The organism is Ottowia massiliensis, from assembly GCF_900240305.1.
GTDB lineage: Bacteria > Pseudomonadota > Gammaproteobacteria > Burkholderiales > Burkholderiaceae_C > Ottowia > Ottowia massiliensis.
The window spans coordinates 677,911-691,904 of sequence record NZ_LT964854.1 but is presented as its reverse complement, the minus strand read 5'-3'; the positions used below and the strand labels follow the sequence as shown (position 1 = coordinate 691,904).

General features: G+C 66.1%; 14 protein-coding genes. 9 read left to right on the top strand and 5 right to left on the bottom strand.

Features of this window, described 5'->3' with window-relative positions:
- Positions 1–319: 319 nt before the first annotated feature.
- Positions 320–1,891, top strand: a complete 1,572-nt coding sequence (locus tag C1720_RS03100; RefSeq protein WP_158241615.1) for a trypsin-like serine peptidase — start codon at positions 320–322, stop codon at positions 1,889–1,891.
- Between the two features lie 73 nt (positions 1,892–1,964).
- Positions 1,965–2,507, top strand: coding sequence for a TFIIB-type zinc ribbon-containing protein (locus C1720_RS03095; RefSeq protein ID WP_102283200.1), 543 nt, complete (start codon positions 1,965–1,967; stop codon positions 2,505–2,507).
- Positions 2,508–2,830: 323 nt separating this feature from the next.
- Here C1720_RS03095 and C1720_RS03090 read toward each other — a convergent pair whose 3' ends face one another.
- Complete coding sequence (locus tag C1720_RS03090; protein ID WP_050715620.1) at positions 2,831–3,028, bottom strand: heavy-metal-associated domain-containing protein; 198 nt, start codon at positions 3,026–3,028, stop codon at positions 2,831–2,833.
- Positions 3,029–3,277: 249 nt separating this feature from the next.
- Between C1720_RS03090 and C1720_RS03085 the strand changes: the two genes are divergently transcribed.
- Positions 3,278–4,270, top strand: a complete 993-nt coding sequence (locus tag C1720_RS03085; RefSeq protein ID WP_199170943.1) for a Fic family protein — start codon at positions 3,278–3,280, stop codon at positions 4,268–4,270.
- Positions 4,271–4,452: 182 nt separating this feature from the next.
- On the opposite strand, the gene C1720_RS03080 is transcribed toward C1720_RS03085, so the two are convergent.
- Positions 4,453–5,844, bottom strand: coding sequence for an MATE family efflux transporter (locus C1720_RS03080; protein ID WP_102283198.1), 1,392 nt, complete (start codon positions 5,842–5,844; stop codon positions 4,453–4,455).
- A gap of 2 nt (positions 5,845–5,846) precedes the next feature.
- Complete coding sequence (locus tag C1720_RS03075) at positions 5,847–6,578, bottom strand: helix-turn-helix domain-containing protein (RefSeq protein ID WP_050715623.1); 732 nt, start codon at positions 6,576–6,578, stop codon at positions 5,847–5,849.
- A 139-nt stretch (positions 6,579–6,717) separates the two neighbouring features.
- Between C1720_RS03075 and C1720_RS03070 the strand changes: the two genes are divergently transcribed.
- The 4 genes from C1720_RS03070 (at position 6,718) to C1720_RS03055 (ending at position 10,937) form a co-directional block, all read left to right on the top strand.
- The gene (locus C1720_RS03070; RefSeq protein ID WP_102283197.1) at positions 6,718–7,575 is read left to right on the top strand and encodes a hypothetical protein; all 858 of its coding nucleotides are present in this window, start codon (positions 6,718–6,720) and stop codon (positions 7,573–7,575) included.
- A 97-nt stretch (positions 7,576–7,672) separates the two neighbouring features.
- Entirely contained in the window at positions 7,673–9,577 is a 1,905-nt protein-coding gene (locus C1720_RS03065; protein ID WP_102283196.1) for an MFS transporter, read from the top strand.
- Positions 9,578–9,717: 140 nt separating this feature from the next.
- On the top strand, positions 9,718–10,149 hold the full coding sequence (locus C1720_RS03060; protein WP_050715626.1) for a hypothetical protein: 432 nt from the start codon (positions 9,718–9,720) through the stop codon (positions 10,147–10,149).
- An 8-nt stretch (positions 10,150–10,157) separates the two neighbouring features.
- The gene (locus C1720_RS03055; RefSeq protein ID WP_102283195.1) at positions 10,158–10,937 is read left to right on the top strand and encodes a nucleotidyltransferase family protein; all 780 of its coding nucleotides are present in this window, start codon (positions 10,158–10,160) and stop codon (positions 10,935–10,937) included.
- 184 nt (positions 10,938–11,121) lie between these two features.
- On the opposite strand, the gene C1720_RS03050 is transcribed toward C1720_RS03055, so the two are convergent.
- On the bottom strand, positions 11,122–11,751 hold the full coding sequence (locus tag C1720_RS03050) for a Crp/Fnr family transcriptional regulator (RefSeq protein WP_050716529.1): 630 nt from the start codon (positions 11,749–11,751) through the stop codon (positions 11,122–11,124).
- Between C1720_RS03050 and C1720_RS13595 the strand changes: the two genes are divergently transcribed.
- Positions 11,750–11,899 (top strand): hypothetical protein, encoded by a 150-nt coding sequence (locus tag C1720_RS13595; RefSeq protein ID WP_158241614.1) that lies wholly within the window; start codon positions 11,750–11,752, stop codon positions 11,897–11,899. The genes C1720_RS03050 and C1720_RS13595 overlap by 2 nt on opposite strands.
- Before the next feature lie 177 nt (positions 11,900–12,076).
- Here the strand turns inward: C1720_RS13595 and C1720_RS03045 are convergent, their stop codons facing one another.
- A complete protein-coding gene (locus C1720_RS03045) occupies positions 12,077–12,730 on the bottom strand; it encodes a glutathione S-transferase family protein (protein WP_102283194.1) in 654 nt (217 codons plus the stop codon).
- Positions 12,731–13,124: 394 nt separating this feature from the next.
- Here C1720_RS03045 and C1720_RS03040 point away from each other — a divergent pair, with 394 nt between their 5' ends.
- Positions 13,125–13,835 (top strand): DsbC family protein, encoded by a 711-nt coding sequence (locus tag C1720_RS03040; RefSeq protein ID WP_102283193.1) that lies wholly within the window; start codon positions 13,125–13,127, stop codon positions 13,833–13,835.
- Positions 13,836–13,994 lie beyond the last annotated feature (159 nt).

Below are 13,994 nucleotides of genomic sequence, written 5' to 3'. Positions count from 1 at the left end.
CATGCCCAGCTGAGTCCGTGGCGTGGTTTTGCTCTTCTATCAATAGCAAGACGTCCTGGTGCAGACTGCGCGAAATGGTATTTCGACCCTGCTGAATTCGCTCCTGTTTAATATTGGGCAGCGGACTGGCCTCGATGGAAATGCCTCTTTCACTTACGCTCTGATACACAGGGTAACTACTTAAAAGACGGGCTTCGCATTTTTTCGTTCAGACTCAAAACACCTGCGGCGCTTGTGCGTGAATCATCAGAACAAGCCCGCTTTTCGCTTTTCTTGACGGGCGCATTCCGCCCTTTTTTCATGTGAGGAGATGCACACCATGACCTTTAAGACCAAAACCAGCCTGATGGCCGCCGCCGCCCTGACGGCGATGATGCTGGCCGCTTGCGGCGGCGATGACGACGGCGGCGAGGTGCCCGTGCCCACGCCCAACCCCAACAATCCTTCCAACCCATCCAACCCATCCAACCCATCCAACCCATCCAACCCATCCAACCCATCCAATCCCAGAGCCACGGGCCGCATCGAGCCGTATGACCTGCCTGCCAAGGTCGAAGCCAAGGCAGCGGCCCGCAGCCGCCTGCCCGCGCAGGCGCCTATCGCGCAGGTGGACCTTGGCGCGCTGGCGCAAGCCAAGTCTGATGAGGTGCTGAACCAGAACAGCGGCCCCGGCGTGCCTCTGCAAATCGGCTTGGCCCGCCCTGCGCAGGCCACCGCCGCAGCGGGCGATTTCGCCGGCCTGCTGAGCTGGACGCCCACGGCCGATGGCGCGCAAGTGGCGGCTATCCGCTTCACGTCTGACCAGGCCTACGGCGTGCGCCTGGGCCTGAAAGTGGAGCAGCTGCCTGAAGAGGCCGTGCTGCGCTTTTATGGCGACGTGAACGACGCCGCAGGCGGCGAAGTCGTGGAAGTCAGCGCGAAAAAAGTGCTGGAGCTGCTGGCGCTTAACCGGCAGGCGGGCGTGAAGGGCGACGAGGCCGTCACTTACTGGGGGCCTGACTTCGGCGGCGCGGCGACCACGCTGGAAATCGAGCTGCCCGCCACCGTCCGCACCACAGACGTGCAGCTGTCCGTCCCCTCGGTCATGCACAACGTGATCGACCCCGCCCGCGTGCATGACTTCCAGCTCAAGGGCATTGGCGACGCCGGAAGCTGCAACCTCAATATCACCTGCAACAGCGCATTGCTGAACACCGAAAGCCGCGCCGAAGCGCAGATGAGCTTCGCCAGCGGCGGCAAGCAATACGTTTGCAGCGGCACGCTGATGAACGACGCCAGAAACAGCGGCACGCCCTACTTCCTCACGGCCAACCACTGTCTGTCCACGCAGGCCGAGGCTTCCACGCTGCAAACGCGCTGGTTCTTCCGCGCCGCCAGCTGCGGCAGCGCCGACAGCATGTACAGCGGCGCGCGGCAGCTGAGCGGCGGCGCGCGCATGCTCTACGCATCGGCCAACACCGATACCGCCTTCATGCAGCTCAATGAGCGGCCGCCTGCGGGCGTGCGCTACGCCGGCTCGTACTTTGGCGGCGTGGTGCCTGTCAAGGCCAGCATGACGGGCGTGCACCATCCGCATGGCGACTTGCAGAAGTACAGCGAAGGCGTTGTGGCAGGCTACGCCCGCAACACGCGCCCCGGCGGCAGCCAACCCTCTTTCGAGACGGGAACAACTCCGCAGAACTTCCTCTGGGTGCAATGGCAGAAAGGCACAACCGAAGGCGGCAGCAGCGGCTCGGGCGTGTTCGTCACCATGGTCGAGAACCAGACCCGCTACCTCGTCGGCCAGCTCTACGGCGGCAGCGCCAGTTGCTCCAACCGCGAGGGCGGCGATGCCTATGGCCGCTTCGACCTGGCCTACAGCGCCGCTCTCAGCCGCTGGCTGAATCCGTAAACCGCAGCCTCTCCAAGGCGCATTGAAACGCCGCCACGGCCTGCCGCCGTGGCGGTTTTTTATCGGACAAATCATGTATTGCCCCCGCTGCCAAACCACATTGCTGCGCGCCGCCCGGCTGGAGGACGGCCTGGTTGGCGAAAGCTGCCAGAGCTGCCAGGGCGCGCTCGTGGGCCTGGCCCATTACCGTGACTGGGCGGAGCGCGCCCCGCTGCCGCAGGATGCCGAAGCCGGCGCCCCAGCCGCTGACGTGCAGCCCGTGCCCGACGGCCAGCGCGCCCTGTGCTGCCCCAAATGCAGCCGCCTCATGAGCCGCTACCGCATTGGCCACGGCGTGAGCAACGCACTGGATTTGTGCCCCGCCTGCGACGAAGCCTGGCTGGACGGCGGCGAGTGGCGTCTGCTGCGCGCGCTGCAATTGAGCCGTCACGTGCCCCGCATCTTCACGCAAGCCTGGCAGCACCGCATCCGCGCCGAGCAGCAGGCCCAGACCGCCCGCGAGCGCCTGCGCCAGCAACTGGGCGAAGAAGACGCAGCCAAGACGCAGGCGCTGCGCGAATGGCTGCAGGGCCACCCCAAGCGCAACCTCATCCTGCAATGGCTGAACCGGCCTTGAGCGCCTGTTCATGATTGGGCCGTGAGGACGAAGCGCGGCCTTGGGTGGGGCCAATCCTGGCCTGCGCCGCATGGCCGTCAGCGGAAGGCCCAGGCGCGACCAGTGGATGGCGGGCGGGGTTTTAGAGCCAGTCCCACCCGCCAGGCCATGTCCAAAACAGGAGCAAATTCAAGGGGCTAAAACGCCCGTCTGCGCAGTTTCTACTAGGACATCATGCTATGGATAAAGGAGCGAAAAAGCGCTGCTGATCCACTCTTTCCCGCCCGTTCTTCCGCTTGCTCCAGCGTTTGCGGCCGGGCGGCGGGCAGGGCCGGGGCCGGTTTTCAGGCCAGCACTTCGTAACCTTCTTCGCGGATGGCGGCGGCCAGCGCCTCGCGCGGCTGGCCGGATTCCACGCGCACGCTCTTTTGCGCGCGGTCGATGCTCACTTGCGCGGCGGCGTCCAGCTGTTTGATGGCGCGGGTGACGGCGGCTTCGCAGTGGCCGCAGGTCATGCCCTCGACGGTGAATTGGTGTGTCATGGCTGTTTCCTTTCTTCTGGAGTTGCGGTGAAGTGTTGAAGATGAGACTGGTCGCGCCGCATTCAAGCGCGGCGGGCCGGGCGCTTTCATGTGCCGCGCCGCCGCACGCCAGCATGCGCTTGTTTGTCATTCATTTGCCGCCCAATCTGAATGACAACACGGTTTGCTCTTGATGGCGCAAGCACAAATCGCGTTGTCGTTCATGTGATTGCGTTTTTTAATGGCAATGCAGATCGCAGGAGATAAGGCATGCCCTATCACTTGGGGCAGTTTCCGCCTGGTGCGCCAAATTACGCGCGATGGATGCAGGGGCTGCTGGACGCCACGGCGGCGCTGGCGCGCCATGACCAGATGCTGCGCGGCCTGCACAACAGCGAGCTGTTCGTGGCGCCGTTGCGCGAGCTGCGTTCTGACGCGGTGGAAACAGCCCTCTATCGCCGGGCCATGAATACGGCGCAAGCCATGATGCAGGAGGGGCGCCCCTTGTCCGAATCGCTGCTCAAAAGCATGCACCGGCAGCTGCTTTCCTTTGGGCGCGGGGCCGGCAAGTCGCCCGGAGCCTACAAACACGAGCAGAACTACGTGGGCGAACGCGGAAGCGGCCAGGTGAGCTTTGTGCCAGTGGCGCCGGAGCATTTGCCCGGCGGCATGCAAGCGCTGTTTCGCCTGATGGATGACGAGACCATGCCCGTGCTGCTGCGCACGGCGCTGGCGCATGCCGAATTCGAGGCGCTGCATCCGTTTGAAGACGGCAATGGCCGCCTGGGCCGGATGCTGATCACGCTGATGCTGTGGCGCGGCCGGGCGATTGCCGAGCCGCACTTTTGCATCAGCCGCTACCTTGAAGACCACAAGGATGAGTATGTGCAACGCCTGCGCAATGTGTCCGCGCAAGGGGACTGGGACGGCTGGTGCGCCTTCTTCCTGGAAGCCGTGGCGCGGCAGGCCGAGGCGAATCTGGCCGCAGCGCAGGGCATCCGCGACCTTTATGAAGAGATGAAGCCGCGCTTTGCCGACGTGCTTGCGTCCAGGCATGCCGTGGCGGCGCTGGACTACTTGTTTGCCAATCCGGTTTCCAGCAACAGCCGCTTCATCCGCAACGCGGGCATCCCGGGGCAGACAGCCGCGCGTTTCAGCCGCGTGCTGCTGCAACAAGGGCCGCTGGAAACCGTGCGCGAGCCTGCCGGGCAGCGCCCAGCGATTTACCGCTTTGAGCCCCTGATGCGCAAAGTGCGGGTATAGGAGCTGGTTCAAAGTCTGGCCGCAAACCGGTTTTTGCCGCAGGCCGCGCCCCGTAAGCCCTCTTTTTCGCTACTTTCTCGATAGCGGCAGGTCCCGTCGAACTGTGCGACAGGGGCGTTTTTGAGGGCCTGAAATTTGCTCTCGCAAAAAGAGCGAAATGCGCGAAGCCTGGGGCTTGGTTTTCAGCGTTTTTTCAGTGCCGCGCGCCACAGCGTGGCCGCCAGGGTCAGGCCCGTCAGGCCTTGGGCCAGGGCGATGGCGCACCAGAAGGCCAGGGGCGAGCGCCAGGCGGGCCAAGGCCCCAGGCCGGTGAAGGCCAGGGCATGGCCCGCGGGCAGGCCCAGGCCCCACAGCAGCACGGCGTAGATGACGAAGGGCAGGGTGGTGATGCGGTAGCTGCGCAGCGCGAAGAGGCTGGCGGCCTGAAGGGCGTCGCCCAGGTGGTAGGCGGCCACGGCGGGCAGCAGCGCGGCCGCGGCGGCAGCAATGGCGGCGTCGCCCACATACAGCCGCGCGATGGGGCCGGCAGCCAGGGCGATGAGGCTGGCGGTGCAGGCGGCCAGCACGGCCGTTGCGGCTATGCCCACGGCGGCGGCGTGGCGCGCGCGGGCGGGCTGGCCCGCGCCCAGCCAGTGGCTGATGCGGGCGCTGGCGGCAATGCCCAGCGCCAGCGGGGCCATGAAGACCACGGTGGCCACGCTGGCGGCGATTTGGTGGCTGGCGGCGGCCAGTGCGCCCAGGCGGGCGACGAGCAGGGCCATGAAGGTGAACGAGGTCACTTCCACCACGACCGCCAGCGCAGCGGGCACGCCCAGGCGCAAGAAGGCGGCAAGCTGCCGCCAGTCGGGCCGCTCCGGCTTTTGCCAGATGGCGTAGGGCGCATACAGGGGCCGCCCGCGCAGCAGCGCCAGCGCGGCGAGCATGAGGCCCGCGTAAACGGCCAGCGTGGCCCAGGCGCAGCCTGCCGCGCCTTGCGCGGGCACGCCCAGGCCGCCAAAGGTGAACCAGGCCGAAAGGGCCGCCTTGGGCAGCACCGCGCCAATTTGCAGGGCCGTGACCAGCCGGGGCTGCCCCAGGCTCTGGTTGAGCGTGCTGTAGAGGCGGAAAAACAGCGCGGGCGGCAGCGCCCAGGCTTGCACGGCCAGGTAGCGGCGCGCTTCGGCCTGCAAGGCCTCGGGCACTTGCGCGGCGTCCAGCAGGGGGCCGGGCATGAGCAGCACGGCCATGCCCAGCGCGCTGGCGGCGGCCAGCAGGTAAAGCGACTGGCGCACCGACTGGCCCAGCTGCCGCAGGCGGCCCGCGCCGCGCAGCTCGGCCCACACGGGCAGCAGGGCCTGCAACAGGCCCATCAGGCCCACCTGCACGGTCACGTAAACGGCCACGCTGACAGACAGCGCGGCCAGCGCGTCTTGCGAGTAGCGCCCGGCAATGAGCGTGTCGGCCAGGCCAAAGGCCACGGCGGCCAGCTGCCCGGCCAGCACCACGGCGGCGTGGCGGGCGATGGCGGCCAGCTCGCCGCCCCGGCTCCGGGCGGCGTTGGCGGGGCGGGCGGGGTGTTCAGGCTGGCGCGCCATGCTCACCTGCGCAGCCGCATGAAGGCATCGAATTCCCAGCGCCGCATGGCGAGCACGAGCGTGTAGCCCTCGCGCGCGGCCTCGGGCAGCTTCTGGTCGGCCAGGTGCTGCTGGGCAAAGTCTTGCGCCACGCGCTGCAAGCGTTCCAGAAACACCGGCGCCAGGCTGCGGCTGACGCTGCCGTGCACCAGCAGCAGCCCTTCGGCGGGGCCGTCAAAGCCGCCGCTGTAGTAGTCCAGCGCCACGTTGTCGCGGAAAAAGTTCATCACCGGCCCGTGCGGCCGCCAGCGGAAGGCCTTGGCGAGCTTGAGGCGGTAGCGGTTGCCGGGCTTGAGGTCGATGATGCCGATGCGGTCCAGCTGCGCCAGGCATTTCACGCATTCGGCCTCGGTCAGGCGGTAGGCGCCGGTCATTTGCTCCAGCGTCCACTGGCTGAGCACGCAGATGGACACGAGCAGCAGCTTTTCGTCGGCCACCACGGCTTTTTCCTGCTCCAGCGTCAGCTCCTTGAGCAGCGGCTGCGCCTCGGCCACGCGGCGGGCCAGCTCGGCGAAGTCCAGCCGCAGGGCGCGGCAGATGGCGTCGATGCGCGAAAGCGGCATGTCGCCGCGCGCCAGCATGCGCTTGACGCTGGATTCGGCCAGGTTCAGCTGCCGCGCCAGATCGGCGTAAGTCATTTGCGCGGCCTTGAGTTCTTTTTTCAGGGCGGCGATGAGGTCGGCGGTGGTGCTCATGAGTATTTGATTTTGATACTACAGGTTCAGACTTGGCGTTCAAGTCGCATATTTTGCGGCTTTTTGCGGCGTTCGCCCCCAGACTGCGCGGCATCCGCGGTTTTACCCGCTGTTTCATCCCCATCCAAAGGAACAAGCCATGAAACACCTTTCCACTGCCGCCGCCGAGCGCCTGACGCTGGGCCTGACGCTGGGTCTTGTGGCGCTGGCCGCGCTGGCGCCGGCCACGCATTTGCCCGCGCACTATCACCACTTTGCCGATCAGCGCGCGCTGGGCGGGCTGCCGTTTGCGATGGACGTGCTCACCAACCTGCCCTTTGCGCTGGCCGGTGCGTGGGGCCTGGCCTGGCTGCGCCGCGCCACGGGGCTGGCGCAGCCGCAGCGCATGCTGGCCGCGCTGTTTTTCGCGGGGCTGGTGCTGACGGCGCTGTGCTCGGGCATCTACCACTTGCACCCTGAAAACGCCGGGCTGGCGCTGGACCGCGCGGGCATGGCCGTGGCCTTTGCGGGCGTCGTGGGCCTGGCGGCGGCAGACCGCGTGAGCGGCCGCGCGGGCCTGGCGCTGGCCGCGCTGCTTTTGGCGCTGGGGCCGCTGGCGGCCGTGTGGGACTGGCGCACGGGCAACATGACGCCCTGGGCCGTGCTGCAAGCGGGCGGCGCGCTGCTGCTGGCGCTGCTGGCGCTGCGCCGCCCACACAGTCCGTTCAGTCCGTTCAGTCCGGATGCAAAGGCTCACGCAGGAGCGCTGGGCTTTTCCACGCTGGGCGTGCTGGGCATCTACGCCCTTGCCAAGGCGCTGGAGATGGGCGATCACGCGGTGTTTCACGCGCTGCATGGCGTGATTTCAGGCCACAGCCTCAAGCACGTGGCCGCTGCGGCGGCGGCCTGGCCGGTGCTGGCGGCGCTCAAAAGGCTGCACGGGCGCGGCCGACACACTGACACAATCCGCGCGCTTCAGATACACGCTTTCAACCCGCCAGAACTTCAAAAAAGATAGCTGTCCGCGCCCATTCCACAAGGGCCAGGGGCCGGTTTGGCCCCGCAAACCCAGCCTGCGGCAGCGCTTCCGACCGATTCAGATTTCCTGCAAAAAAATGAGCCATTCCAGCCAGTTCGGCCTTCTGGCCCAGCGCCGTTTCGCCCCGTTTTTCTGGACGCAGTTTTGCGGCGCGGCCAATGACAACCTGTTCAAGTTCTCTTTCACCGTGATGGCCACCTGGCAGCTGGGCGCCGCGTGGCTGCCGCCTGACATGGCGGGGCTGGTCATCGGCGCGGTGTTCATCCTGCCGTTTCTGCTGCTGTCGGCCACCAGCGGGCAGCTGGCCGACAAGTTCAACAAGCGCGCGCTCATCGTGTGGATCAAGCGGCTGGAAGTGGCCGTGATGCTGCTGGCCGCCGTGGGCTTTTGGCGGCATGACGCGGCCTTGCTGCTGGGCTGCGTGTTTCTGATGGGCGTGCATTCCACGCTGTTCGGCCCCGTGAAATACGCCTACCTGCCCTGCCATCTGCATGAGAGCGAGCTGACGGGCGGCAACGGCATGGTGGAGATGGGCACTTTCGTGGCCATCTTGCTGGGCAGCGTGGCAGGCGGCCTGCTGGTGGCGCTGCCTGATCACGGCCCGCAATACGCCGCGCTGGCCTGCCTGGCGCTGGCGCTGCTGGGGCTGGCCGCCTCGCACGGGGTGCCGCCCACGCCGGCGGCCGCGCCGCAGTTGCGAATTTGCTGGAACCCCGTGGCCGAAACCTGGCGCAATCTGGCGCTGGCCAGGCAGCAGTGGCCGGTGTTCATGGCGCTCATCGGCATTTCGTGGATGTGGTTCTTTGGCGCGGTGTTTCTGGCCAACTTTCCGGCCTTCGCCAAAGAGTCGCTGCATGGCAGCGAGCAGGTGGCGGCGCTTTTGCTGACGGTGTTTTCAGTGGGCATAGGCGCAGGCTCTCTGTGGTGCGAAAAGCTCTCGCAAGGGCACGTGGAGCCGGGCCTGGCGCCGCTGGGGGCCATCGGCATGAGCGTGTTTTCCATTGACCTGTATGCCGCCGTGCAGGCGCTGCCCGCCGTGGCCGGTGGCACGGCGCTTTCCGTGGCTGAATTCGTGACCCGCCCCGGCCACTGGCGCGTGATGGCGGATCTGGCGCTGCTCAGTTTCAGCGCGGGCATCTACAGCGTGCCGCTTTACGCGCTGATTCAGGCGCAGGCCGCGCCCGAGCGCCGCGCGCGCGTGATTGCGGCCAACAACATCCTCAACGCGCTGTTCATGATTGCCGCCAGCGTGCTGGCCGCGCTGCTGCTGCGCGCGGGCTTGTCCACGCAGGCGCTGTTTGCCGCCGTGGGGCTGGTGAATGTGCTGGCAGCCCTTTACGCCGTGCGCACGGCCCCGGGCCTGCTGCTGCGGCTGGCGGCCAAGCTGATTGCGCGGCTGACTTACCGCTTCAAGGTGCGGGGCATGGAGCACGTGCCCGCCACGGGGCCGGCCCTTTTGGTGGCCAACCACGTTAGCTTCATTGACCCCGTGCTGATCATGGCCGCCTGCCCGCGCGATGTGCGCTTCATCATGGACAGCCGCATCTTCCGCGCCCCCGGCCTGGGCCTGGTTTTTCGCATGGCGCGCGCCATCCCCATTGCGCCGCACCATGAAGAGCCGCTGGTCTATCACGCCGCCTTCGAGCAGGCCGTGCGCGCGCTGCAAGCGGGCGAAGTGGTGTGCATCTTTCCCGAAGGCGGCATCACGCGCGACGGGCAGTTGCAGCCCTTCAAGGGCGGCATCATGAAAATTCTGGCCCGCGCCCGCGAGCAGGGCCTGGCAGATGTGCCCGTGGCGCCGCTGGGCCTGTCCAACCTGTGGGGATCGTTTTTCAGCCGCATTGAAAAGGCCGGCGCCATGACCCGCCCCTTCAGGCGCGGCGTGTTCAACCGCGTGGCCTTGCGCGCGGGGCCGCCCGTATCGGGCGACGCCACCAGCCCGCGCGATCTGCAAGCGCGCGTGCAGGGGCTGATTGACTGACGCCAAGGCCCGCATTTCGCTCCTTGATTCATAGCATGATGTCTTAGTAGAACGTGCGCGGGAGCCATTTTTCGCCCGCCAAATCAGCTCCTCTTTCTGAATACATTTCCCGTTTCTTTCACCCCTGTGGAGACCACACCATGACCAAAACCCTTGCCCTCACCCTGGCCGCCGCCGCCTTGCTGGCTGGCTGCTACGTCGTGCCCATGGGGCCGGACGGCAAACCCGTGACCGTGCAGCCCGCCGCCGTGCAGCCCGCCACGCCGCCGGCCGCGCAATTCACCGCGCGCCTGTATCCGCAAAACGAAGCGGCCCGCCGCTACGGCCTGGTGCAGGCCACCGTCACCCACAACCACACGGGCCACGGCGCCTTCAGCGCCATCATCGGCGGCGAACGCTTCACGGGCGACGCCACCCGCCAGTCGGCCAGCTCGCGCGAAGGCACGGCCAACGGCGCGGGCGAGCGCGGCAACTACATCAACTGCACCTACCGCATGAACGACAGCGCCCTGGGCAGCGGCAAATGCCGCATGAACGACGGCGCCGAATTCGCCATGCACATCGGCGGCTGAGCAGCGCCATGCCTGAAGCCGCTTGGCAAGCGCCCGCCGCCATCATCCTGGCGGCAGGCCGGGGCGAACGCATGCGGCCCCTGACCGACGCCTGCCCCAAACCCCTGCTGCCCGTGCGCGGCCAGCCCCTCATGCAGTGGCACGCGCGCGCCCTGGCCGCTGCGGGCGTGCGCCGCATCGTCATCAACACCGGCTGGCTGGGCGGGCAGATACGCCAATGGGCACGGGAATGGACGCAGGCGCCAGGCGGCGCGGGCGGCATCCAATGGCCGCCCGGCCTGCCGGCCTGGCCCGAACTCATCCTCTCCGAAGAAGAGCGCGACTTCGGCCACACCCTTGAAACCGCTGGCGGCATCGCCCGCGCCCTGCCCAGGCTGGCCGCCAGCAGCCCAGACGTTTTCTGGGCCGTGGCGGGCGACATCCACGCCCCGCAATTTCCCTTTGCCGCGCAAGACGCCGCCCGCTTTGCCGCCAGCGGCCTGCTCGCTCACCTCTGGCTCGTGCCCAACCCGCCCCACCACCCGGCAGGCGACTTCGCCCTCGCCCCCGGCGGCCTGCTGCAAGCCGAAGGCGCGCGCCACACCTTCAGCGCCATCGCCCTCTACCGCCGCGCCCTCTTCGAGCCGCCTTGGTGCAGCATCGCGCCCGGCAACCCGCAAGGCCAGCCCGCCCCGCTCGCGCCCCTGCTGCGCCGCGCCATCGCCGCCGGCCAGGTCAGCGGCCAGCTCTACACGGGCGAATGGGCCGACGTGGGCACGCCCCAGCGCCTGGCCGCGCTCAATGCGTGAGCGCCCGCCGCCTTCGGCCCTGCCTGGCGGCAAGACGGGCGGGAAAGCGTTGATTCAGCTCCTCGATTCATAGCATGAGGTCCTAGTAAAACGGGCGCAGAGGCCGTTTTGAACCCCATGAAATCCGCTCTTCTTTTTGATGCAGCAAAACCCGCTTGCGGCCTTGCCCGGCCCTGGCGCAAAGTCAAACCCCGGCGCACTTGCGCAGGCCATCCGGATCGGGCAGGCGCAGCAGGCGGCCCGTGCCGCTGACGAGATTGCGCTCGCGCAGCTGGCGCAGCACGCGCGAGAAGGTCTCGGGCGTCACGCCCAGCTGGGCGGCGATCAGGCGCTTGCGCTGGCTCAGCTGAACGGCCAGCGCGCCGGGGGTTTTTTCATCAGCCCGGGCATTGGCCAGCAGCCATTCGGCGCAGCGCGCCTCGGCGGCCTTGGCCGCGCGGCTGATGCCCATGTGAATTTGCAGGCGATGCACGCGCGCCATGTCTTGCAGCACGGCGCGCGCGGCGCTGGGCAGCGTCTGCATGCAAGACTGAAAGGCGGGCAGCGGCACGCACACCAGGCGAACGCGCGTGTCGGCCACGGCATCGGCAATGGGGCGCTCGCCCAGCACCGCGCAGCCTGCGTTGAGCCACAGCGGGCCTTCCACCACGCCCATGTTGTGCGCCATGTGCCCTTGCTGCAAGCGCCCCAGCACCACGCGGCCCGCTTCCACATACACGGCATGCGTGGTGTCCGCATGGCTGTCCATGAGCACCGTGCCGCGTTCGGCAATGCGTTTTTCGCCGGGCAGATCAAATGGAGGGCTGGCAAGCATGGGCCGCACTTTGCCGGGAGCGGCGCGCCGCCGCATTGACAAATGTCAATTGCAACCTTGGCGGGCTTTGCTTATGGATTTTCAGGGCCTGATTCCGGTTTCTTTTGAATATCTGCCGGAAATCATGATTGATCTGCGTCATGCATGAGCGCGGCGGGCCTGGCTTCAAAAATGATCCATGTCATGGCTTTGCGAAAGCCGGCCCAGCGTCCATTCCGCGTTCCAGGCCGGATGAAACGGGCGTTTCAGTTTTGACGCGGCCAGGTTCATTTCATTTTCAATATGGCGGCGGCCCGCTGGGGCCGGATACCGTTTTCAGGCGGCCTCAAGCCTGTTTTTCCAATTCCGCCGCCGCCTGTTGCACCCAGGCCATCGTTTCGGCAAAAGCGGGGCGGGCGGTGTGGCGGTTGATATAGGCGGAGAAAACCGGTTCGTCCGCTTCGAAAACCGGAGGTGTGCCGCGCTTTGGCATGACGCGGATAAAGTGGTTCAGCAGGCCGGTGTAATACACATCAAGCGCGGAAAATCGGTTGCCGACGATAAAGTCGTGTTTGGCCAGATGGCCGCGCAAGGTGGCAAAGGCAGTATCAAAATCGCCGTAGCCTATGGCTTTGCGCCGCTCGCCGGTATCGGGCACACGGTTGATTTTGTCGAGTCCGGCATATTCGAGGTGGATGGCAAAACACAGCCAGCGGTAGAACTCGCCGCGCGCCAGCGAATCGGCAGCCGGAATCAGGTGTTTGCCGGGAAACTGCTCGGCTAAAAAGGTGATGATGGCGGCGGTTTCGGTCAGCACGGCGCCGTCTGCCTTGAGTGCGGGAACTTTGCCCATCGGATTGACCGCCCGGTAATCGGCGGATTTCATGGCTTCGCCAAACGGAATCAGTTTGACATCATATTGCGCGCCGCATTCTTTCAGCATCCAGACGACGTTGACGCCCCGGGAATAAGGGTGGGTGTAGAGCGTGAAATGGTGCATGGTATTTCTCCTGCGAGGTTGGAAAATCTTTTGATGCAGACAGGACGCGCCAGTTTTGTCAGCAGCCTTTTCCAGGCGGCCTGTTTGGGTATTTCATTTTCTCCGTTCTTCCCAGGCTGGGCTGCCTTGCGGTTTTTGTTTGCGCACACAAAGCGGCTGCAAGCTCCGCCCGTTTGGTGCGCTCTTTCTGGCTTGCTTCGGGCTGCTTCAGGGCTTGCGGGCGTTCCGGGCGCCAAAAGCGCGCGCTTTTGCCCTGGTCTTGATGAACGGGTTGCCCGCGCCGGGAACCATTCGCGCCGTGTGTGCACTGATGGCAGCGCGGCGGCGGACGCAGGGGCTTTGCGCTACGCTCGCCCGCCTTCAGCTCTTTTTCAACTTTTTTCCGAAACGACTCATGAAAAAAACCGCTTCACTGCTGGCCGCTCTGGCCTTGGCCCTGCCGCTGACGGCCGCCCTGGCGCAAGAGGCCGATTTGCGCAAAACCCTGGGCCAGCGGCTGCCTTCGCTCTCCAACATTGACGAGGTGAGCAAGACGCCGATGCAAGGGGTGTACGAAATCCGCGTGGGCAACGACATTCTCTACGCCGACGCCAAGGGCGATTTCGTTTTGCAGGGCAATCTCATCGACACGCGCGCGCGCAAGAACCTGACGGAAGAGCGCATTGAAAAGCTCACGGCCATTCAGTTTGACGCCCTGCCGCTGAAAAACGCCATCAAGCAAGTGCGCGGCAAGGGCGAGCGCAAGGTGGCCATTTTTGAAGACCCGAATTGCCACTACTGCCACAAGCTGGAGCACGAGATCGCCGATCTGGACAACGTGACGATCTACACCTTCCTCATCCCCATCCTGGGCCAGGGTTCGGTGGAGAAAGCCAAGAACATCTGGTGCGCCAAGGATCCGCTCAAGACCTGGCATGCCTGGATGCAAAAGCAGGTGGAGCCTGCCGCCGCCGAGTGCGACCAGGCCGCCATCACGGCCAATCTGGAATTTGCGCGGGCCAACCGCATCACCGGCACGCCCACCATCGTGTTTGCCAACGGCGCGCGCGTGCCGGGCGCCATTCCGGGCAGCCGCATGGACGAGATGCTGAACGCCGCCAAGTAAAGCCGCAAGCCTCGCGCCCCCGCCCCTGGAGCGGGGTTTTTGCTTCTGCCGCCCGCCTTTTTCCGCTGGGCCTGGCTGGCCTGAATTTGCTTCTTGTTTCATAGCATGATGCCCTAGTGGAATGGGCGCGAAAGCCGTTTTCAGGCTCTTGGATTTGCT